This window comes from Colwellia sp. F1, from assembly GCF_056238625.1.
In genome coordinates this window covers 19,244-41,688 of sequence record NZ_JBWDLI010000014.1, presented here as the reverse complement: position 1 = coordinate 41,688, position 22,445 = coordinate 19,244, and the positions used below count along the sequence as shown (strand labels likewise).

Annotated in this window: 17 protein-coding genes; 16 read left to right on the top strand and 1 reads right to left on the bottom strand. The window is 38.2% G+C overall.

Annotated features, from left to right (window positions below):
• Positions 1–52 precede the first annotated feature (52 nt).
• The 16 genes from AC0UA9_RS13460 to AC0UA9_RS13385 all read left to right on the top strand — a co-directional run bounded on the left by AC0UA9_RS13460 (position 53) and on the right by AC0UA9_RS13385 (position 20,902).
• Complete coding sequence (locus AC0UA9_RS13460) at positions 53–1,135, top strand: glycosyltransferase family 4 protein (protein WP_475660619.1); 1,083 nt, start codon at positions 53–55, stop codon at positions 1,133–1,135.
• Between the two features lie 159 nt (positions 1,136–1,294).
• The gene (locus tag AC0UA9_RS13455; RefSeq protein ID WP_475660618.1) at positions 1,295–2,287 is read left to right on the top strand and encodes a glycosyltransferase family 2 protein; all 993 of its coding nucleotides are present in this window, start codon (positions 1,295–1,297) and stop codon (positions 2,285–2,287) included.
• Between the two features lie 161 nt (positions 2,288–2,448).
• Positions 2,449–3,507, top strand: coding sequence for an acyltransferase family protein (locus AC0UA9_RS13450; RefSeq protein ID WP_475660617.1), 1,059 nt, complete (start codon positions 2,449–2,451; stop codon positions 3,505–3,507).
• A gap of 41 nt (positions 3,508–3,548) precedes the next feature.
• Positions 3,549–5,051: an oligosaccharide flippase family protein gene (locus AC0UA9_RS13445; protein ID WP_475660616.1), complete on the top strand. Its 1,503-nt coding sequence runs from the start codon at positions 3,549–3,551 to the stop codon at positions 5,049–5,051.
• Entirely contained in the window at positions 5,048–6,130 is a 1,083-nt protein-coding gene (locus AC0UA9_RS13440; protein WP_475660615.1) for a GNAT family N-acetyltransferase, read from the top strand. The genes AC0UA9_RS13445 and AC0UA9_RS13440 overlap by 4 nt, the downstream gene beginning before the upstream one ends.
• A gap of 45 nt (positions 6,131–6,175) precedes the next feature.
• Positions 6,176–9,934, top strand: coding sequence for an FG-GAP repeat domain-containing protein (locus tag AC0UA9_RS13435; protein WP_475660614.1), 3,759 nt, complete (start codon positions 6,176–6,178; stop codon positions 9,932–9,934).
• Between the two features lie 127 nt (positions 9,935–10,061).
• Positions 10,062–11,393, top strand: coding sequence for an O-antigen ligase family protein (locus AC0UA9_RS13430; protein WP_475660613.1), 1,332 nt, complete (start codon positions 10,062–10,064; stop codon positions 11,391–11,393).
• Between the two features lie 111 nt (positions 11,394–11,504).
• Positions 11,505–12,590, top strand: coding sequence for an acyltransferase family protein (locus AC0UA9_RS13425; protein ID WP_475660666.1), 1,086 nt, complete (start codon positions 11,505–11,507; stop codon positions 12,588–12,590).
• Between the two features lie 22 nt (positions 12,591–12,612).
• Positions 12,613–13,953 carry a phenylacetate--CoA ligase family protein gene (locus AC0UA9_RS13420; protein WP_475660612.1) on the top strand — a complete coding sequence of 447 codons (1,341 nt, stop codon included), beginning with the start codon at positions 12,613–12,615 and terminating at the stop codon, positions 13,951–13,953.
• Positions 13,943–15,076, top strand: a complete 1,134-nt coding sequence (locus AC0UA9_RS13415; protein WP_475660611.1) for a glycosyltransferase — start codon at positions 13,943–13,945, stop codon at positions 15,074–15,076. The genes AC0UA9_RS13420 and AC0UA9_RS13415 overlap by 11 nt, the downstream gene beginning before the upstream one ends.
• A gap of 88 nt (positions 15,077–15,164) precedes the next feature.
• Entirely contained in the window at positions 15,165–15,803 is a 639-nt protein-coding gene (locus AC0UA9_RS13410) for a polysaccharide deacetylase family protein (RefSeq protein ID WP_475660610.1), read from the top strand.
• A 1-nt stretch (position 15,804) separates the two neighbouring features.
• Positions 15,805–17,010, top strand: coding sequence for a glycosyltransferase family 4 protein (locus AC0UA9_RS13405; protein ID WP_475660609.1), 1,206 nt, complete (start codon positions 15,805–15,807; stop codon positions 17,008–17,010).
• A 9-nt stretch (positions 17,011–17,019) separates the two neighbouring features.
• Positions 17,020–17,541, top strand: a complete 522-nt coding sequence (locus tag AC0UA9_RS13400; RefSeq protein WP_475660608.1) for a serine O-acetyltransferase — start codon at positions 17,020–17,022, stop codon at positions 17,539–17,541.
• Positions 17,542–17,544: 3 nt separating this feature from the next.
• A complete protein-coding gene (locus AC0UA9_RS13395; protein ID WP_475660607.1) occupies positions 17,545–18,741 on the top strand; it encodes a glycosyltransferase family 2 protein in 1,197 nt (398 codons plus the stop codon).
• Positions 18,741–19,910, top strand: coding sequence for a hypothetical protein (locus tag AC0UA9_RS13390; RefSeq protein ID WP_475660606.1), 1,170 nt, complete (start codon positions 18,741–18,743; stop codon positions 19,908–19,910). Before AC0UA9_RS13395 ends, AC0UA9_RS13390 begins: the two co-directional genes overlap by 1 nt.
• Positions 19,910–20,902 carry a polysaccharide deacetylase family protein gene (locus AC0UA9_RS13385; protein WP_475660605.1) on the top strand — a complete coding sequence of 331 codons (993 nt, stop codon included), beginning with the start codon at positions 19,910–19,912 and terminating at the stop codon, positions 20,900–20,902. Before AC0UA9_RS13390 ends, AC0UA9_RS13385 begins: the two co-directional genes overlap by 1 nt.
• A 30-nt stretch (positions 20,903–20,932) precedes the next feature.
• On the opposite strand, the gene AC0UA9_RS13380 is transcribed toward AC0UA9_RS13385, so the two are convergent.
• The gene (locus AC0UA9_RS13380; RefSeq protein ID WP_475660604.1) at positions 20,933–22,336 is read right to left on the bottom strand and encodes a TIGR03013 family XrtA/PEP-CTERM system glycosyltransferase; all 1,404 of its coding nucleotides are present in this window, start codon (positions 22,334–22,336) and stop codon (positions 20,933–20,935) included.
• Positions 22,337–22,445: the final 109 nt, after the last annotated feature.

Sequence of the window (22,445 nt, the reverse complement as noted above, 5' to 3'; positions counted from 1 at the left end):
ATTATGAGCGTCTTATTTTATATATGTGAATACTACAGGAGCGATCAAACTTATGCACAACAAAACCGCCGTTTTTTCTTTTTACAATACACCTAGCGGTTTATTTAAATGGTGGGATGAGTTTCCACTCGCGATCACTAATAAGTTACAAGCACACAATATTGACCACGTTTGCTTTTATCGAAGTTACACTAGCACTAGCTTATATGATGACCATGAGCAAAACCCCGTGCAAGAAAATAACCTAAAGTGGCTTTACTGTGTATATAAAGCATCTAAAAAATATGAAAAAGTTATTTTTCACACTCACTCATACTACCCCCCATTAAAGCTTTTTTTATTAACGCTGTTCACAAGAAAAAAAATTTGGGTTATTACTGAGCATAGGATGGGTAGTTCATCAGCACCCAAATGGAAACGTAACCTTAGAATACTACTAAGAAAAATAAAACTCATGCCAGCGCACGTCATTTGTGTGTCGGATGCAGTATTGCAGCGTAATAAAAGTCTTTATGGCAGCAAGGTGACAAGAATACACAACGGGATTACTTTACCTCAGGTTAACGTGCTGAAAAAAAGAGACTCTGCTAAAACTGCTTTATATGTCGGACGGCTAGACCCCAAAAAAGGTATATGGAACTTAGTTAAGGCGTTCAACATTATTATTAATGACCTAAAAAAAATCGATTTAAAGCTTATTGTTGTTGGCGATGGCGCAATATTAGATGAATTAAAGTCATTTGCACAACAAAACAACCTAACGCATTACATAACATTTGCCGGCTACCAACCCAACCCTGAAATATATTATCAACAAGCAGATTATTTAATTATCCCCACCATAATAAAAGAGGCCTGCCCCTTAGTGTCACTTGAAGCGCGTAATTATGGTTTACCTTTATTGTATGCCAACTCAGGTGGTTTGCCCGAAACAGTAGGCAGTTGTGGCGTACCTTTATCCGGCACTTCACCGGTAGAAATAAGCCAATCTATTATCGACTTTTGTGCAAACCAAGCCCAATATGAAAAACTCTTACAGCACACTAAAACAGGTTTAGACTATTTTTCAATTGACCGAATGACCGAAGACTATGTTAATTTTTATTTATCACAATGGAATAAAAATGTTAACTAAGTGGTGTTTTTGCTTGATAAAAACTAACCTTCTCACTAAAAGCTTGTTAAACTAAAGACCGATTAACTTAACAAGCCTTATAAAATATAAGCTTACTTATTAATAAAATTGTCGGTATATTCATACCGTCATTAAATACTTTTTAAGTGGATAAAAACAATGGACGATGTACAAGTCACAGTAGTAATTACCCCAAGAGACCGTTATTCAGGTGTTATTGAATGTATTGAAAACCTATACAAGGTGACAACACAACCCTTTTATTTAAAGGTGCTCGACCTTGACTACCCAAGTGCGATAAAAAAGCAACTGATAACATTACTCGCGACTAAGGATAATGCCCAACTAATCGAAATGGGTTTAATCATTCCTATGGAGGCTATTCGCAAAGTACGCGCAGATATTAGCACACCTTACACCATGTTTTTAGACAATGACTCCAACGTGACAGAAAACTGGCTTGCGCCATTATTAGAGGTAGCCGCCCTTGAAGATGTTGCAGTGGTTAACCCATTAACATTAGAGAAAGCGGGTGTTGATGTTGGCGCTCCATTACGTAACCACTTATCCACTAACGAAATTACCTATTTAACTATAGATAATGAAGACTACCTTATTGAAAAAAAACACTTACGACGTGCCTTGCCGGAGGATATCCCAAAAGAAGTAACCCCGTCTGAAATGTTTGAGCTACATGGTGTTCTTTTTAACACGCAAGTATTAAACAACCTTGAACTCCCGCAAATGGTAATTAGAGAGCACATAGATATTGCCATTCAAATAAAGAAAATGGGGCTAAAAATATTCACGCAACCTAAGTCTATTGTTATATTTGATAATTTAGGCACACGTATGGAATATGCTGATATGCGTTTCTTTTTCTTCCGCTGGAAAAAGAGCCTAACTTGGCAAGCCTCGCGACTATTTGAACAACGTTGGGGCTATAAGTTTTATGCCGAAGAAGCTATGTATCATTGGGTATTTCGCCGTCGAATTTTCTTGTATTGTCGTTGGTTACACATACCAATAGGCCTTGCAAATAATATTACGCGCGTTGCTGCCAAAATAAAAACCATGATTAAACCCGTTTGGGATCCTGTCGAGAATCCTGAAGAGAAATCTAAAAACTTTTATGCTAACAAGACCTATTAATTGTGCCATGGTGTAAATACAAACTTTTATTTACGTTTAGGTAATTTATTAAGCTAACGCTGTGAATATAATGTCATATACTAAGATAGCAAAGTGCCATGTTTCGTTTTATTCAAGTGTTACTTTGGTAATAACTACCATCAATATTAAGGACACTGTACTTGTTTGGTCTTTTAAGAACACTTTGGGCAGCAATGGTGGTAATTGGCCATCTATTTTGGCTAAGCGACTTTGGTCGTTTTGCTGTTTTTGGCTTTTATATTTTAAGCGGTTACTTAATGACTTATATCATGCACAACAGCTATGGTTATTCAGCATTAGGTAAAAAGAAGTTTGCTGCCAATCGTTTTTTAAGGCTTTACCCTGCGTTTTGGATGGCAGGCTTAACGAGTATTGCCATTATTTATTACTGTAATGGAAGTTCACATAATTTAACGTTACCACATAACGCTACGGCTATTTTTGGTAATATCACCATGATATTTCCCCACTGGATACCCAGCCAAATAGAGCCGCGTTTATCACCAGCCACTTGGGCACTGACGGTTGAGCTATTCTTTTATGCTGCAATTACATTGGGTATATCAAAAACGCTACGGCGCACCTATATATGGGTTACCATATCAATTGCTTTCGTTATTGTTTCATACCTATTAGGTTTATATTGGCATGCCAGATATTTTTCTATCCCTGCAGGCTCTCTGCCCTTTTCTTTAGGGGCTTTAGTATTCTTTTTATCACATAAAAAAACTGCATTTTCAATCCCTAACGTGTTAATTGCTAAACCTTTTGCACTATTTATGCTGTCTCTTTCAATAGCGATTATCACCTCTTTTGCTATTAGCAACTCTTTACCACTTTGGCTAATGGAAGTGAGTTTCTATACCTGTATGATTATTAATTTTTTATTAGTGCTATCGTTAGCTAACGGCAAAGCATTTATTAAAGGCTTTCCAATAACGCTAGATAAAAAGATAGGCGACTATTCTTATCCCTTTTACCTTTTACATTATCAAGCAGCTGCACTTGCAAGCTTAATTATGTTTAACCAAGCCTTGTCACTGAAAGAAAGTTTTTCATTAAGTGCTCTCTTATTGACCTTTGTTATCCTTATTACCATATCAGGAATTGTTATTAACATAATTGAGAAACCTATAGAGAAAATTCGAAGAAGCGTGAAAAAAAATAATCCTCAACCATTAACCAAGGTGCAGCATTAGCATCGCTCCTTAATTGCATAGCAAAGGCTACAAACGATTCAATGAAAAAACTCCTTTTAAAAAGCTCTATTTTTCGGTTTCTTGAGCGTGCTATTGTTGTCATCACGTCGTTATTACTGACCCCTTACTTAATTAGTGAGTTAGGTACTAGTAATTATGGCTTATGGATCTTAATTCTTTCCATATTAGGCTGGTTTAATGTGGTTGACTTAGGCTTCCCGCAAGCCGTACAACGACAAATAGTTCAAGCATTAGAATTAAAAGACACACAGCGCGTCAATATGGTTTTTTCAACCTCTTTGGTGCTTTTTGCTGTATTGGGCCTTGCTTCGGTATTAATAATGGCAGGGTTAACCCAAGTACCCGCTATTTTTGGTGTTGAGGGAGCCGATCAATTAACCCTTGTGCATATACTGCTAGTGCTGTCGGTTAAAGTGTTATGGGGCTTTTTAATGAACCCTTTCCACGGTTTTTTTGCGGGTTTATTACGGTTTGATATTGACGCTAATTTATCGTCATTAAACGCCATCGTTAAAGCACTGTTAGTTTTTTGGTTAATCTCCGATTTAAATATTTGGGGCGCAGTGGTTGCAACACTTATCGCCGATATCATTACGAACATACTTAAAGTTTTTTATGCTAAGCGCTTATTCTCAAGCCTTGCCTTTAAAGTAAGTTTGGTGAAGTTAGCAGAGATAAAATCTTTATTTTCCTACTCTAAGCATTTGGTTTTAAATGGTATTATTAATACTATTGGCGCTCGCTCTGACCCTATTATTATCGCTAAATTATTTGATTTACCTTCCCTTGCAATACAGCAAATATCTGCGAACCTTGTCATGCATGGCCAAGCGTTTATCAACACGGTTACAGGGGTGTTTTCACCTATTTATAACCAAATGGCAGCTAAACAGAAAAATATGGAAAAGGTTTTTGCTCAAACAACCACGATCAATATTTTTGTTTCCACTGTACTCAATTTATCATTGTTAATGTTTGGTAAGGTTTTTATTGTGTTATGGGTCGGAAAAGAATTTGAATACTCTTATGATATTTTATGTTTCGCAGTATTTGCAACCATCTGCTCTGGTTTTAATGCAAGTGCAAATAATATTTTACTTGCGCAGGCTAACCATAAATTACTGTCAGCCATTAGCTTTTGTATCGTCGCGTTTAATATTCCAATGTCGATTTACCTCGCTTTGCAATACGGCCTTATTGGCATAGCCATGAGTAGTGCACTAACAAACCTTATTTTTAATGTTTATATGAAAATGGCACTGTTTCGCCATTATAATAACTATAAAATCAAAGCAATTTACATTCAGTTATTCACCTCTATATTTCTTGTGTATTTCTTTGGCTTGTTAGGCGCTTATACTTTAGAGTACTTCGTTATTAACACGTGGTTTGCGCTTATTCTAACTGGTGCTATCACCTTCCCTTTTATTATATTAATTTGCTGGTTTACCTTGTTAGACCGCCAACTCAAAGCAATGATTTTTACGCTATTAACTGACAAGCTAAAACTGAAAAACAAATGACGACAATTCATCAGCAAGCAGAAATAAAAGAAGTTGTCATTAGCACTTACCAAGACTTAAAAACAATATGGTTGTCTTTTGAGCAAAACAATGGCGGCTGTACTATTTTTGAATCTTTTTCATGGATCAGTACTTGGTATCAACACTATTGGCAAAAAAACTGGCAATTGCACTGCATAGTCTATTATTTAGAAGACTCTGTTATTGGCTTTGCCCCTTTTTATATCAACCAATCATTAAATTTCCCTTATGTTAAATCATTACATTTTATTGGCCAAGGTGAGCCTGAAGTTGCAGAGGTGTCTTCTGAATATTTAGACATTCAGATACAAGCCGGCCACGAAAAAACACTCTATGCGTTACTTGCTCAACATATAAATAATGCGGCAATTGATTTATTATCAGTTAAAGCCGTGTTAGGTAAAGCCCATATAATAAAGCTACTACCTTTGTTGCAGGGTGTTGTTCGACAGCAACCCTATTGCCGTTATTTTATTGAATGTAATCACTGGTCTTGGCAACAATTGTCAAAAAATACTCGCGCAAGAATTAAACGCACAAAGAACAAGTTACAGTCAACAAATGTTGATATTCGTTGGTTAAATCAAAGTGAGCTAAATGATATTTGGCCAACCTTAGTCGACTTTCATCAAACAAGGTGGAATGGCAAAGGTAAAGCAGGGGCTTTCCATAGCCAAGCGTTTAATTTATTTCATTTATCTTTTATTAAAGCGCATCACAATAACGTTAGGGTAAGTGCTATTTTTATCGATAATAAGCCGATTGCAATCAACTATTACTTAACAGACCAAGATGCCTATTATTTTTATCAAAGTGGCTGGGATGAAATGAACCATAAAAAGCTATCTCCTGGGCTATACTTACACTATTGGTCAATTACGCATTGCAAAGCCCCCAAGTATGACTTTATGATGGGGGGCGTCAACGATAGTTATAAGGCTAAGTTTTCAGGGCAGACGTCACCTATGCTTTCATTTAATCTACTTAAAAACAAACCCAAAATAATTATCTGTAAAGCCGTACGGTTAATAAAGAAAAAGCTTTTTCTATTAAGATAAACACACGAGTCAATACAATTGAAATTAAGTAACGGATTATCGTTTATGAGTTTTTTGTCATCTTTCAATAACATCACTAAGTTGAGTGTTTTATTTTTATGCTTTTGTCTGTTAGGTTGTGAAAGTGAAAGTAGCAATGTTAGTTTACAAAAGCCTGGAACAGACATTCCGAGCAATACACTACCTACTGTGAATGCTGGCGAAAACCAAAGTATTCATAGTGGGGCTGTCGTTTTGTTAACAGGTACTATGTCAGACGCTGATGGTACTGTTGTCGACCAGTTTTGGCAGCAAGTTAGCGGGCCAACTGTCACCCTTGTTGATATTACTAGCACTACAATTGAATTCACTGCGCCGGTAGTGCGCGAAACGACTACATTAACGTTTCAGTTCAGTGTCATTGACAATTCTGACGGGAAGGCAACAGACAGGGTTACCATCCTAGTGGAGCCTGAACCGACTGTTCCGGGTGAGCCGAGTGAACCGAGTGAGCCGAGTGCTCCTCCTAATAAGACATCTCTTGATACTAAGGTTATTTTACAGCCCGATACCGAGATAACTCCCCACACTAATGAATTAGTAACCTTTGCCTTACCCATTGCTGAAGGAATCGTCAAAGAGTCTTCTGAAATTAAGGTGTCAATAGCAGGCGTAGAGCAAGCCATTTTTGCTACAGCAGGCCTACATTGGCATTGGTCAGATAACTCAATACGCTCGGTAACAATACAATTGCAACATGTTGATATGACTGCAGGCAATATTGAGCTAAGCATTACCAATGCTGGCCGTGACTTAAGCAATGATCTTACTGAGCAACCCCATGCTAACGGTTGGGCCATGGCAGGGGCAAATAAGGCGAATATGCTATACCCTAGAGTATTTGCCTTACATAATACCAACTATTTAGCGACATCCGGCTTAATCGCCCCTTACATTGGCTCTCAAGGCGCTAATGATTCATTTGAGCAGTATCAAGTCGCGCAATTTGAGCAGTGGTCTGGGCAATTAAACTTTGACACCTCAAGTGGTGCTAACTGGTTATTTGATCGTGCCAGCGCTTATTTTAAAGCCTATATGACCACAGGCCGTGTCGACTTTTTAAAAGAAGCATTTTTAAGTAAGCAATTTTATTTCTTTCATGTAAGAAATGACGACTCTTCACCTAGTAAATCAGGTGGACGAGGTTGTTGGACCTGGGGCTCTGTTGCCTGTGCCGATGGTAAGTACATTTATCCACAGCCCGCCAAACTCGCCTGGGCATTAACTGGTGATAATAGCCAATGGGACTCCTCACTTATTATAGATATGGCACTACAAAGTAATTTAGGTTGGAATCAATATGCTAGTCGCGATGACTTTGATAGTGAAAATGAAGGCTTTACCGAGCGTGGCGCAGGTATGACAGGGCTCGCTGAAATAGCGGCCTATGAAATAACCGCTGACGCGACCATTTTAAACCACCTTAATCAAAGGATCACTGCGCTAGCTAAAATGCAGCAAAATGAACACCCTTGGGATAAAGTCAACAATTGGCTCCCTAAAACAGGCGGATTTGAACATAACCTTGATGTACATGAAGGTAACCATAGTGCAACCAGTGCCCCCCTTAATGATTCAAACTCCCGTGGTTTTTCTCCGTGGATGAGTGAGAACATCGCTGATTTTCTCTGGCAAAGTTACTGGGTTACCCATAATCAAGCAATACCTAATATGCTGATAAAATTAGGTAATGCTGTGGATTTATATGGTTTTACTTCTACTTATAACTCCAACACAAAAACGCATGTTCCCCTGCCAGCATTTGCGGCTATTGGCGGTAGTAGAGCGCAAAGTTGCAATAAAACCAAAACAGATACCGACTTACTGTATTTTGCTAGCGCCTGGGCAGACGATAAAACCCGTACCAGTGGTGATTATTGGCCTTATTACTCTGACACCCATAATATTGAAACCGTATTAATACTAGCCACTGCCTATTACTTTGAAGATAACCAAGCGAACAAAGAACGATTAAGCGCCCGTATTGAAAAACTCATTGCTGGCTGGGGTCATGTTGGTTGTGCCAGTGTTTTTTCAAATGTGTATCGGCTATTCAACTGGCAACATAGATCAAACGCTGTTAGAACATGGCAGTGGATTAATAAAGAGCTCCCACCCGTTACGCCCCCTACAGTTCCTGATGTACCTGGCACCCCTGATGTGCCCGTAATAGAGCCGCAACATCCCAGCCTTATGGTTTCTTTTACAGAAGTTAGCGAAGATGTTATTGATATAGCGCCGTTTGCACATCAACCCTTTTGGATAGGCATGCCTGATGTGAATAATGATGGATGCCCGGACTTATTTGCAGGTACGCACAATGATAATGCTGGCGATAGTCAAATGTGGTTACATAAGGTAGTCTCAGGTCAGTGTAGTCATCAATTTTCACACTATAGCAATACTAAAGGAAAATACTCTCAAGCAGATAGTGGCCGCATTACTTCTCGCTATATATTTTCCAATGTCACGGGGAAAAAGTCAGGATTACCTGACATATTTGGCTCAGATGCCGACGGTGGTGACTCTGTAATCTACCCCTTATCTGCTAGCGTTAACACTGGCGGTTTACCTGTTTATAACAGTGAAATTAAAGGCTGTAGAGGCGGCAAAGCAAGGTGCTCTGCGCTTGATATTAACGGTGATGGTGATATTGAATTTATTGTCTCTTCCGATGTGCGCGACCCTAGGCGACGTATTTACGAGCCACTAACCAATACAACAATTATTCCTGAATTAGACAATACTGATGCCCCTGGCTATAGCTCTTCTTCTTACTTAATCGTTGATGTTGACGGTGACTCTTGGCCTGATGTGGTATCTGGTGAAGGGGGGGGGTACTGGCGCTATAACCCTGAAAAAAAAGCATTTGATGATTTTGTCTTGGCGTTCGACCACCCTGTTGATCGCGCTGTAACAGGGAATATGCAAGTTGCTTTAGATTATAATAACGATGGGCATTTTGATATTCTTTTTGGCTATGGTAAGTGGTCTGGTGGCGAGAAAATAAAAGAGTTTTATCTTTCTTTACATCGTAATAATGGTGACGGCACCTTTACCAATGTCACTGACAAAGCAGGCGGTGGAACCTGGACAGACGGTAGCTTAATTAATCAGAATAATTGGACTACATACGGCGGTATATACCCTGGTGATTTTAATAATGACGGACTTATCGACTTTATGACCATGACCCAAAGTTACCGCAACTCACCAAGAGTATTTCAAAATAACGGTGATGGTACTTTTACCATATTAAGAAACTTAATAATGAATAGTGGTGCTGGTGTTGATGTATTTAGGCCATGGGGTAATATTGCTGATTGGAATAATGACGGTTTTCTTGATGTTGCTATTTTAAGTAAAGGATCCGGCAATATTAACGGTTTAAAGCTTTATAAAAATAATGCTAATAATAATAACTGGCTAAAAATTAGAGCGCGTGGTTTAAAGAATAATACTGATGGCTACCATACTAAGTTTATTTTTCGCGATCCAAGCAATCAAGCAATAATAGCGACACGCTATTTAGGTAATTATAATCAAGCCGATGCCCGTTTTATTGCTTACGCTGGTTTAGGTACCCTTACCGCCATAGACCTAACGGTAGAGTTTCCTCACGGCGGGCCACAATATACCTACGCTAATGTTAAAGTTAATCATGAATTAGTCGTGTTTAGGGATGGTTGTTTACTACAAAACTGGCAACCGGGACAAGGTTGGCCCTTAACAAGTAACGGGCAAAATTGCACAAATCCAGAGTAAACATAGCCTCTTTATATGAAATGAGTTACGCACTATCAACCCTCGCGTTTTGTGCTATTCGTTATGGCTAACGTAAATGACAGCAAGTACAACAAGCAACATATTAACTTAGGATATACATTCAGTTATGGCTCGACATTTTCCAACAAAAGAAGCAAATGCTGGCTTGGCCTTTTTATTTTTATTTCTTTACACGATTTCAGTATTGATACGCCCGCATGAGTTTTCTTTTGAAACTTCGCACTATATTTTTATTAAAGTATTTGCCATTTTGGCTTTTATATTTACGCTCACCTCTCTCAGGCCTATAAAGCTCCTCCCTCAGCACTACATGTTGTTGGGCTTTACCCCCTTAATTATGATTTCAGCCTTTTTAAATGGCTGGGGTGGTGGCGGCATTATTGAAGCACAAAAGTTTTTTGTCGCTTCTGTTATTCCATTTTTTCTTTATAGCAGCTTAATCACCTCAATATCTCGGCAAAAAATACTGATGTATATTTCTATCATTGCGGCTTTATTTATGGTTTATAACGGTTATTTACAGCAAAAATCGTTTGATGGTATCAGAGGTTATGGGTTAGGTGACTCTGTTTCTGTTGGGCGAGAACTCATTCGAATTACCTATTTAGGCTTTTTTAGTGACCCTAACGATTTAGGGATGTTTTTAGTGATGAATATTGCTTTTTTGGCTTATTTTTTTAGTGAAAAAGGTTTTATTAATAAAGTATTGATGCCCACCATTTTTATAGTTTTCTGCTATGGCGTTTTAATAACAGGCTCTAGGGGAACAATTCTTGGCGTATTAGGTGTCATTACTATTTACTACCTTCTGAAAAAAGCGGGCGCTAAGCTAATTTTATTTGCCATTGTAATGGCTCCCATTGCAGCAACGTTAATCTCAAAGTTTGGCGGTATATCATCATCTGAGTCGTCTGCTAACGGCCGCTTAGAGGCTTGGTATGCTGGCATTCAAATGCTAATACACAACCCTGTTTTTGGCGTGGGCAAAGGTAATTTTATGGATCATCACGAATTAGTCGCGCATAATTCATATATTCATGTTGCGGGAGAAATGGGTGTTCTTGGTTATTCGCTATGGGGTGGTTTAATTGTATTATCTATGTTGGCCGCTTACCGTATTAAAAAAGAATTCAGCCAGTGGGATAGCCCCGACGCTAACCAAGAACAAAAAGCGCTTTATGTTGCCGAAATAAAAATGAACCAGGCAATGTTTTATTCAATGATAGGCTTTATGGTCACCGCGTTTTTTTTAAGTCGGCAATTTACGCTGTTACTGTTTATTTTCTTAGGGATGTTAACCGCAAGTCATTTACGGTTAATAAAAATAAGACCAGAATTACAAGCGCAGCTGTTCAATAAAAAAACAGTGTTTAACTGCATGGGCTATTCTTGGGTTATTATTGTTGCTGTTTATATGGCGTTAAAAGTAGGGTTGTAGTACGAAGGAAAATACTTTTTAAAAAAGCGGCATATTTCTCATTTTTTAAGCGCTTAATAACCGTATTTGTATAATTTTTAAAGGAGTAAATTTATTTTGTCAGCATCTTCCATGCGATATTATTATATGGACGCCATGCGTAGCGTCCTCATGATGTTAGGTATATTTATTCATTCCTCTCAGGTATATAACCCGAACCAAAATTGGTTAGTGTTTAGTGACACTACCCACCCATTCTTTAGTTATTTAGTTACCTTTATCCACTCTTTTAGAATGCCAGCTTTTTTTATTATTTCAGGCTTTTTTTGTTTAATGATGTTGCAACGACAACCCATTAAACTTTTTATTAGCAGTAAGTTACAACGAATATTTATCCCTTTATTTACCACTATTATCACGCTTAATTTATTACAAGGTTTCATATTAAGTAAGGTAAACGAGCAAGTGTTTTCTTTTTACCGTTTTTTAATGTCGGGGCATTGGCTCTCACATTTATGGTTTTTAATTAACCTACTTGTATACTTTTTTATAGCCGCAGTTATTAGCCACTTCTGTACTAATATAGTCAAAAAGGCGAACCGTTTTACAATCACACTAGAAAAGCCACCTGTTGAATTATTAATACTTTTATTACCATTATGCTCTATCGCTATTGTTGCACTAAATAAGATCGGCTTTCCGTTATATTCAATCTTTTTAAATGCGATTGATACCTACCAAATAGTATCGTATGTACCTTACTTTATTTTTGGTATATTGCTGTTTAATTCTCCAACATTACTCAAGAGGTTTAGTTCTGTACATAGTATATCCTTGTTATTTTTGTTGTTATTCGCTTACTTACTACAGTTTGGTATTAATATTGAAAACCCCCTGTTAGGTGATGTCGTCAAGGTTTACTCACAGAGCCTAATCGCCTGGGTCTCTTCTGCAATCATTTTCAAACTGTTTTATCTATATGCTAACAAGCCTTCTAACCAATGGTTGTTCCTTTCAAATTCAGCCTACAGCGTATATTTATTTCATAATTTAACTGTAGTTTTATTAGCTATAGTTTTAGTAAAGTATAATGTTGCACCTCTGTTAGGTTTCTTAATACTAACACTTACAACGATTGCTATTACGCTCTCTATCCATAAAGGGTTCGTTTTAAAGTTTAAACCGATCCAATTTTTGTTTAATGGAAAAACTTACTAGCCTTTAATGTCAGGAAAAGTATATGTATCCCGTTTTGTTTAAAAAGTTAATTCTGCCTTTATACGAAAAAATAAAAGGCAAAAATCTGCTCGCTGCTATTAATCGTTATCAGTCAAACTTATCATTAACTAAAGCACAGCTCGCTGAACACCAGTGGCAAGAACTCAGAAAGCTGTTACAGCATGCGTTTGATAACACAACCTTTTATCCCGAAGCTTGGGCAAAGGTCGGGGTTTACTCAGTTGATGACATAAAAAACAGGTCTGACTTTGAACAACTTCCGGTAGTCACTAAAGCAGATATTGCTAAGCATTATCAAAAATTTGTCGCAAATAATTATTCAAATAATATAAAAAAAGCCACTGGTGGCTCAACTGGGCAGCCTTTTAGGTTTGAATTAAACACTGATAGTAATACACGGCGTGAAGCGGTGATGTGGCGAGGTTATGGTTGGTTAGGCGCAGGGCTTGGCCAAAAAACATTGTATTTATGGGGTGCTGACATTGGCCAGCCTACTAAGCTAAAGGCCCTTAAAAATAACTTATACCATGCCTTTTACAATAGAAAAATGATGAATTCGTTTGCCATGAACGCAAGCAACATGCATGAATATGTTAACGAAATAAACAGATATCGCCCTCAAGCTTTAGTGTCATACGTGAACCCGTTATATGAACTGGCAAAGTACATACGAGCGAATAATATATCAGTTTTTTCTCCTAACACTATTTTAACGGGTGCTGAGCCTTTACATGATTTTCAACGCGAGGTGATTGAAAAAGCGTTTAATTGCCACGTATACAATACCTTTGGTTGTCGTGAGTTCATGTTGATATCCGCTGAATGCAAAGCGCACAAAAACCTACACATAAATATTGACCATTTGGTGGTGGAAACTATTACCGATGATGGCACAGCAATCACAGGTGAAAGTGGTGACTTGGTTGTTACTGATTTATACAACTATGGTATGCCACTAATTCGCTATCTAAATGGTGATAGAGCCACGTTAGTTAATTCACCTTGTCGCTGTAATAACCCTTTACCTATTATGAAAAGTATCGACGGTAGAAAGCTTGATATTATAAAAACACCTTCGGGGAAGAAAATTCCTGGGGAGTTATTTCCACACTTATTTAAAGAGTTTGCAGATATTATTCGCTTTCAAGTAAAACAAAGCAAAATTGATGAACTCGCTATCGCCATGATTGTTAGTAACCCCCTACCGTTAAGCGAACAACAAAAAATAAAAGATGAAATTAATAAATATGCAGATAACGAGCTGACTTTGCATTTGAATTTTGTTGATGACATACCACTTACTGTCAGCGGTAAACATAGAGTAACTATTTGTGAAGTCTAGTAACACTCCTTCTTTAGTCATTATTACTAACTTGTTCCCACTGCCTTGGGAGCCTAATAGAGCAACCTTCAATAAACAACAGTTTGCGCTGTTAAAGGATCAGTATGACTTAAGTATACTGATCCCTATCGCCTTCCCCGATTGGTTTAAACATAGAAAGCAAATTAAACAAACTCCCCACATTCGTTATGTGCCCTACTTTTATTTACCTAAAATTGGCCGTCGCTTTTACAGTGTGACTATGTTTTTATCCCTACTCTTGCATAGCGGCATTTGGCTAAAAAAACGTGCACCCAAAGTTATCTTTGCTAGCTGGGCTTTCCCTGAAGCGGTAGCAGCAAGTTGGTTAAGCCGTTTATATAACACCCAGTTCTTTTTCAAAGTTCACGGTAGTGATATTAACTTACACGGTAAGGTTCCTGCACGGGCAAAACAAATTTTAGCTGCTGCCAAGAAAGCGCAAGGTATTTTATCTGTTTCAAAAGCTTTGGCGAAAGAGCTTGTTGCTTTAGGCGTTACACAAGAAAAAATTCATACTATTTATAATGGCGTGGCTCATGAAAAATTTGGCTTAAATTACCCGGCAAAAATTCCTGACGATTATATTTTATATATTGGCAACCTTAAACAAGACAAAGGCGTGATGGAGTTAATTGAAGGCTTTAGTCAAATTCAAGAGCAACACCCTAACTTACACCTTGTTTATGCTGGTTCTGGTTCTATGCATAAAAAGCTGATGCAATACGCAAACGCACACAACATTACCAATAAGGTAACCTTGCTTGGTAATGTTGCTCACAATGAATTACCTCCGTGGTTATCAAATGCTAAAGCACTTTGTTTACCTAGCTACAACGAAGGCGTGCCTAATGTTGTACTTGAGTCTATGGCAGCAGGTACACCTGTGCTCGCCACAACTGTCGGGGGTATTCCTGAAGTAGTCGATGAGAACATTTGCGGTAAGTTAATTCCAGCTAAAAGCGCTACAGCTGTCGCTGATGGTTTAATGGTACTGCTTAGCAGTCATTGGTCTCGTGACCAAATAAAACAGCATGCCACCCAGTTTTCTTGGCTAACCAATAAGAGGCTATTGCTTAAAATGTTAGAAAATAAAGGGAGTTAACATGCAAAATTGCTTTGTTCTTATCGCATATTTGCTACACTACATTAACAATCAGTTGTAATTCACGTCGTAATTGGATGCTTATTTAATGATTCAGCAGGTTAAAGCCTTTGTTCGCACACATTTATTACCGGATAGCTTGTTTTTATACGCTAAAACTCGTGGTAAAAAAACGCTGTATCTAACATTTGACGATGGCCCTGTTTCGAGCGTGACTGAGCCATTGCTGGAGTTATTAAAAAAATATAATGCTAAGGCGACATTTTTTATTATTGGTAAAGTCGCTGAGAAAGAGCCATTGCTAATGGCTCGTATTTATAATGAAGGCCATAGCATCGCTAATCACTCTTATAGTCACCCTAATTTCAATAATATTAGTGCGCAAGCCCAATACCATGAAATACAAAGCACCAACAACATTATTCAGCAAACGACCAACAATACCTGTAGGTTATTTAGGGCTCCACAAGGCCGCTGGAACTTAAAATTACTTTATTTTTTATGGCAGAAAAAAATAACGGCAGTACATTGGAGTAGAGATTCGCTAGACTTTAAAAAGGAGTCTGCGCCAGTGATCATTAACCGATTTAAAAAGCAGGCAGTTAAGGCTGGTGATATCATTTTATTCCATGACGATAACCTTTTATGCGTTTCAGTATTAGAGCAATTGCTTCCCTACTGGCAATCACAAGGGTACACCATGGAAAATTTAACGAGTGAAAGCTAATATGAATATTCTTTTTCATCACAGAACACGGGGCCGCGGTGCAGAAGGCGTGCATATTAGAGGCGTGGTAAAAGGCTTACGAGAATTAAACCATAACGTTTTTATATTGTCTTTACCAGGAGCAGACCCCGAAGAGGAAGAGTTAGCCATCCCTAAGACGGTTCCCACCACCCCTAAAGCCATTGAAATAAAAGAGAAAAAAGGGGTTTTATCTAAATTAACCAAGTTAACTCAGTACCTTCCTGAGTTTGTTTTTGAATGGATAGAGCTATTTTTTAATGTTATTTCATATTTTCGTTTACGCCGCGCTGTTAAAGAACACAATATTGATTGTATTTATGAGCGCTACTCTTTATTCCTTTTTGCGAGTGTCTGGTGGGCAAAGCGTAAAGGCGTCCCCATTGTTTTAGAAATCAACGATTCCTGTTTAGTGCACCGTGTTAGGCACCTTACCTTCAAAAGGTTAGCGCAAAAAATTGAAGCTTGGGTTTTTAGTAATGCAACAGGATTAGTTTTTATTTCTAGCCACTTTCAACGTGTTGCAACGCAGGCTTATCCAAATATAGCGCCCTCGGTGGTATCACCGAATGCTGCTGACTTAGATAAATTTGTTATCGATAGAGATGCAGGCATTGCCCTACGTAAACAATTAAGCATTAATGACAAAGTTGTACTAGGTTATGTTGGCGCTTTCGTTCATTGGCATGGGATTGACTGGTTTGTTGATATGATTGTTGACCATTTAAAAGCGCACCCCAAGTTGGTTTTATTACTCGTTGGTGATGGAGTTTGTTTTGAGCCCATTAAAAAGCGAACCCAAATGGCGGGGGTTGAATCTCAAATTATATTACCAGGTAGGGTTGAGCATGCCCAAATACCCACTTATTTGTCTGCAATGGATTTTGGCATATTGCCTGATTCAAATGACTATGGCTCACCAATGAAGTTATTTGAATTTATGGCGATGGAAAAAGGTATGATTGCCCCTGATTTTTCTCCTATTGCCGAGGTAGTGAAAGATAAAGAGACCAGTTGGCTATTTCCAGCAAATAATCGTCAAGCATGCATTGACTTAACCCTGTCGTTAATTGAACAATCCGAACAGCAAAAACAAGTGGGCTTAAATGCGCGAAGTTACATTGAAAAAGAGCGCCAATGGCGGCACAATGCTGAGCAAATAATCGATTTACTCAATGAAAAAGTGTAATTAATAATAATGGAATATTTAAAAGCAGACCTAAAACGTAAGCAAGATATTTTTGCACAAGACGGCGCCCACGTTAGCATGCTGCGCATTTTACTCGCTGATGGGACTAGTGCCAATATTTTTTATCGCCTTATGCGTTGGTTCGCAACTCACGAACTAACAATAATAGCGTATATTTTTCAATGGCTAAATAAGTTTTTTAATGGCTGCGTGATAGGCATTGGCGCTGAATTTGATAAAGGTTTTGTGATTATGCACCCTATCGGGGTTGTCATTAACTCTAAAGTAAAAGGCGGGGAAAATATTACTTTAGAAAGTGGCGTAGTCATTGGCGACGAAAAAGGCAAATCGCCCATTTTTGGTCAAAATATATTTATCGGTGCCGGTGCCAAAGTGATTGGGCAATTAACGATTGAAGACAATGTTAAAGTAGGTGCAAACGCTGTGTTAACCAAAAGCGCTCCTGCGGGCGCAACTATGTTAGGTATTCCTGCTCAGCCTTATGAAAAAAAGACCAATAGGGATGCCTAGCTGATGGAAACCTTATTTTGGACAGCTATAGGCTTAATCGTCTACAGTTATTTTATGTATCCGCTACTACTCATCTTAACCACCACTATAAAACAAGCCTTTAGCAATAAAGACTTGCCTATTGAACAATACATCAATACTTGTGCTAAAAATAGCGTTAGCACAAACAACAGCAGCAATGAGTTACCAAATGTTACTGTTATTATTGCCGCTTATAATGAAGAGTCTTGTATTAAAGCGCGTATTGAAAACTTATTATCGTTAGATTACCCACAAGAAAAATTAACCATTCGTGTAGGCTCAGACGGAAGTACCGACAGAACGGCAGAAATCTTGTCACAAGTTAGCGCCAAAAACTTTCACGCCCATATTTTTGACAAAAACCGTGGCAAAATGAGTGTATTAAACGACTTGGTTGCAAGCGCGACTGATGAAATTTTAGTTATGTCAGATGCCAATACCCATTTTAACTCTGACGCTATTACTGTTTTAATTAAACACTTTGAAGATGAGCATATTGGCGCTGTTTGTGGTGAGTTAAACCTTATTGATGCTGCGTCTGGAATTAATAAAGACAGCCTCTATTGGCGTTATGAGCAAGTGCTTAAGTCTCATGAAGCTCAATTAGGAGCATTACTCGGGGCTAACGGCGCAATTTATGCCATAAAAAAATCACTCTATATTCCATTGCCTACCAATACCATTGTTGATGATTTTCAAATTGTGATGAATGTGTCAAAGCAAAACTTTAAAACCGTTTATGACCCCGCTGCTGTGGCCACTGAAGAAGTCGCGCCTAACTTAGCTGAGGAAGAAGGGCGAAGAGTGCGAATTGGTTTGGGCAACTACCAAGCTTTTTTCAGTATGACATGGGCACTAAACCCTCTGTTAGGCTGGCGTTTTATTGCCTATTTAAGTCATAAAGTATTTAGGTGGTTTGTACCACACTTTATGTTGATTGCGCTAATGACTAATATTGCTTTACTGTCAGCGCCTTTATATCAAATAATCTTACTCGGACAGATCGCGTTTTACACTGTCGCATTTTGGGGAATTAAACAACAAAAAAAAGAGGTACATATTAATACTGTGGCGGCATTAATTGCTTTCTTTGTTGCAATGAACATGGCATTAATGCGGGGTTTTATCCGATACTTCAATTCTAACGTACAAGGCACATGGCAAAGGACTTCTCGATAATGCTTGTTTTTATTCTGTTATTTCTATTTACTTCTGCGCTAGCCGCATTTCTTTTTATTCTTAAAAAAAAGAATATGCTCAATTGGATGCCGCAATACGTAATGCAATACACAAAGCGCAAGACAAAACTCGACCAACCCATTCATATACTGTTTTCCATTGTTGACCACTATGAACCTCAATGGGGAAAGCCTAATGATATTGAAGTTGAACGCTCTCGTGTTGACCGTTGGCTAAGCGATTATCCTAAAATGGCAATGAAGCACCAAGATGCTGATGGTTTTCACCCACAGCACACCTTCTTTTATCCTGAAGAAGAGTATCGTTATGAGCACTTAAACAAAATTGCCGACCTGTGTCAGCAAGGTTTTGGTGAAATTGAAGTACATTTACATCACCATGACGACACCGAAGAAAACTTACGTCATTTGTTAACCACTTTTTGTGACACATTGCACAACGAGCATGGAGCGCTTAGTAGAGATCCTGCTACTGGTGAGCTGGTATATGCCTTTATACATGGTAATTGGGCGCTAGATAACTGCGATCCGTCTGGGGCAAATTGTGGTATCAATAACGAGTTAATAATTCTCAAAGAAACGGGGTGCTATGCTGACTTTACTTTCCCGTCTGCGCCACATCCTACACAGCCAGCAACCATTAATAGTATTTATTACGCCAAAGACGATCCAGTAGCGCCAAACTCACATAACACAGGCGTTAGCGCTAAGGTTAAACAAAAACCTTGGGGGGATTTGTTATTAATAAATGGCCCGCTCATGCTTAATTGGAAAAAGCTTAAAAAGGGTATCTTTCCGCAAATAGAAAACTCTGATCTTAGAAGCGGTATGGAGCCAACCAATGACCGCGTTGATTTATGGGTAAACGCCAACATACACGTAGAAGGCAGACCTGAATGGCGCTTTATAAAACTACATACACATGGTACACAAGAAAAAGATATGGATGTGCTACTTGGCAAACCGATCGATGATATGTTTACCTACTTAGAAAACACTTATAATGATGGTGAAAACTACGTATTACACTACGTTAATTCAAGAGAAATGTTTAACATAGTCAAAGCTGCTGAAGATGGGAAAGTAGGTAACCCTAACCAGTATAGAGACTATATTTTACCTCGCCCACAATTTAAAGTGCGCTATTAATGTCGTTGGCGCTAATTAAAAGGCAAGCAATCAAACGAGGAAGGCTCGCCAATATTTTATGGCCTCTTCGTGCTAATGGTTTGTATTGCTTTAATTTTCATCGTATTGGCGATGCGAGTAAAACACCGTTTGATCCTTGTGTTTATTCTTGCGACATTGAAAATTTCAAAAAGCATTTACTGTTTTTTCAAAGCCACTTTAGAATTATCGATATGGCTGAGTTATATGTCATTGTACAGCAGGGGTTGCCAATAAAAGAAAAGCTAGCCCTAATAACCTTTGACGACGGCTACCGCGACAACTATGACAGTGCTTATCCACTATTAAAAAGCATGAATATTCCAGCAACATTTTTTGTTACCACCAGTTTAGTGGGGGCAAATATTGTACCCTGGTGGGATGAAATTGCATGGCATGTAAGACACTTAGCTGGACAAACGGTTAAGTTAAGTATCTGGCCTGATAGCGTTACACTACCCGAGCGCATCGACTCGCAGGCAATTCGCTTAGTGCTAAGCCGGGTGAAGTCTTTTCCTACAAAAATAGAGGGGCAATTAAAAGAGTTACGCGCGCTTTCCCAAAAAGAAATTCCTACTGAATTAGCAAATAATTTATTCGTTCAGTGGCAGCATTTAAAAGAGTTACAGCGAAATGGCATGACCATTGGTGCGCATTCACATACGCACCGTATTTTATCTGCCTTATCAAATAAAGAGCTCACCTACGAATTAACAGAGTCTAAACGCCTACTAGAAAACTGCCTCATGACACCGGTTAATTGTTTATCTTATCCTGTTGGGGGAGAGTCAACCTACAGCCACAGTATGTTTGACTTACTCAATAATATTGGTTATCAACTTGGCTTTACTTTTAGAAACATCATTAATTGTGATGTAAAAAATAGAAAGTATGAGCTAGGCAGGCTTTCTATTGATAGAGCATTCGACGAAAAGTTTTTAAAAGAAATGATACTCACCTCGCTAAAGCGATAACTTTCTCAGAAAACAGCTCGATAGAACGCACTACCTACCTTTGCCAAACAATACAATTTCAACCGTTCTAATCAGTATTAATACATCTAACATAAAGCTGCGGTGTTTAATGTAGTACAAATCATACTTTAGCTTTTCTAATGAGTCAGCCTCAGTAGCGCCATAAGGGTACTTTAATTGTGCCCACCCTGTTAAACCCGGCTTAACATTATGGCGTTCATTATAATAAGGTATATTTTTAATTAAGCTATGGACAAACTCTGGTCGCTCTGGCCTTGGGCCAACAAAACCCATATCACCGCACATTACATTATAAATTTGCGGTAACTCATCTATACGGTATTTACGAAGTATATTACCTATTTTAGTAATGCGAGGATCATCTTCTGACGCCATTTGGGCACCAAGCTTTTCTGCGTCTAAGCGCATACTTCTAAACTTAATAATGTTAAAAGGTTCACCGTCAAGACCTACGCGCTCTTGTGAATAAAAAACGGGTGCTTTAAAGCCTTCGTCTAATTTAATTAACAAGGCGGTAATTAACATAATGGGCCAGGTAAATATAAATAAAACAAAAGCCATACTCGCGTTAAAAATCCAATCTAATGTATTGCGAAGGTGGTTAACCGAAGCAAAGCCGTTAGAATAAATAACCCAGCTTGGATAAATGAGATTAACCGCTATTTGGCCAGTTTCTCGCTCAATAAAGTCTAAAATTTCAGTGATTTCAATGCCGCGAATTTTACAGGCGAATAAGTCATCTATAGGGATATTATTACGACGCTCATCACTGGCCACCACTATTTCATCAATATTATGCTGTAATGCATAGTTAACTAATGACCCTTCTAATACTATACGTGTTTCTTGCTTAATACCTTCTTCGCCATCTCCTTTCATTACAATATATCCGTGCACTGAAAAGTTTTGCCTGTCAACATCCCTGCGCATTCTTCTTTCTATAATTGAGGCTCTTTCCCCCGCACCAAGCACTAAAACAACCCGCTTGTTCAGGCCGAAAAAATCTATCGTAAAAGTTAAATACCTAAAAAGACCAATGACAATAAAACTGACCAAAGAAGCCACTGCTAATACTTCAATGGGTAATGCCTGTTCACTGTATAGCGGATTGATGATGGTTAAAATAAAGAATGCTACCGCAACACACATTAACACGCGCCTGATAACGCCACTAAAGTTGACTCTTAATTTAGAGTTATACAAGCCTAGTGCTAATGAGGTTAATTGATTTAATAAAGCAAATATTAGTGAGTAAACAATTAGGTAGCTGTCTGAAATTGTAGGAATATCCATCACTACTAGAAGGTTATTACCATATATGGTTGATGGTAGTGCTCCTAAAAATAAAAAAAATTCAATTAATATTAATGATTTGCTCGCTGCAGATAAATCACGAAATTTGGGGCTAGACATAATAGACTAGGTTCCTTGATAAATAATATAATTGCCGAAATAAATTTCGCCCTAATAAAAAACATAAATAGCTGTAGGTTGGTATTTATTCAGTCTCGCATTACAACAC

Coding starts and splice junctions, on each gene's coding strand:
- AC0UA9_RS13390 (WP_475660606.1), top strand. CDS start 18,741: ATGCTTGTTTTTATTCTGTTATTTCTATTTACTTCTGCGCTAGCCGCA.
- AC0UA9_RS13400 (WP_475660608.1), top strand. CDS start 17,020: ATGGAATATTTAAAAGCAGACCTAAAACGTAAGCAAGATATTTTTGCA.
- AC0UA9_RS13445 (WP_475660616.1), top strand. CDS start 3,549: ATGAAAAAACTCCTTTTAAAAAGCTCTATTTTTCGGTTTCTTGAGCGT.
- AC0UA9_RS13380 (WP_475660604.1), bottom strand. CDS start 22,336: ATGTCTAGCCCCAAATTTCGTGATTTATCTGCAGCGAGCAAATCATTA.
- AC0UA9_RS13430 (WP_475660613.1), top strand. CDS start 10,062: ATGGCTCGACATTTTCCAACAAAAGAAGCAAATGCTGGCTTGGCCTTT.
- AC0UA9_RS13420 (WP_475660612.1), top strand. CDS start 12,613: ATGTATCCCGTTTTGTTTAAAAAGTTAATTCTGCCTTTATACGAAAAA.
- AC0UA9_RS13410 (WP_475660610.1), top strand. CDS start 15,165: ATGATTCAGCAGGTTAAAGCCTTTGTTCGCACACATTTATTACCGGAT.
- AC0UA9_RS13440 (WP_475660615.1), top strand. CDS start 5,048: ATGACGACAATTCATCAGCAAGCAGAAATAAAAGAAGTTGTCATTAGC.
- AC0UA9_RS13455 (WP_475660618.1), top strand. CDS start 1,295: ATGGACGATGTACAAGTCACAGTAGTAATTACCCCAAGAGACCGTTAT.
- AC0UA9_RS13395 (WP_475660607.1), top strand. CDS start 17,545: ATGGAAACCTTATTTTGGACAGCTATAGGCTTAATCGTCTACAGTTAT.
- AC0UA9_RS13405 (WP_475660609.1), top strand. CDS start 15,805: ATGAATATTCTTTTTCATCACAGAACACGGGGCCGCGGTGCAGAAGGC.
- AC0UA9_RS13425 (WP_475660666.1), top strand. CDS start 11,505: ATGCGATATTATTATATGGACGCCATGCGTAGCGTCCTCATGATGTTA.
- AC0UA9_RS13460 (WP_475660619.1), top strand. CDS start 53: ATGCACAACAAAACCGCCGTTTTTTCTTTTTACAATACACCTAGCGGT.
- AC0UA9_RS13435 (WP_475660614.1), top strand. CDS start 6,176: ATGAGTTTTTTGTCATCTTTCAATAACATCACTAAGTTGAGTGTTTTA.
- AC0UA9_RS13385 (WP_475660605.1), top strand. CDS start 19,910: ATGTCGTTGGCGCTAATTAAAAGGCAAGCAATCAAACGAGGAAGGCTC.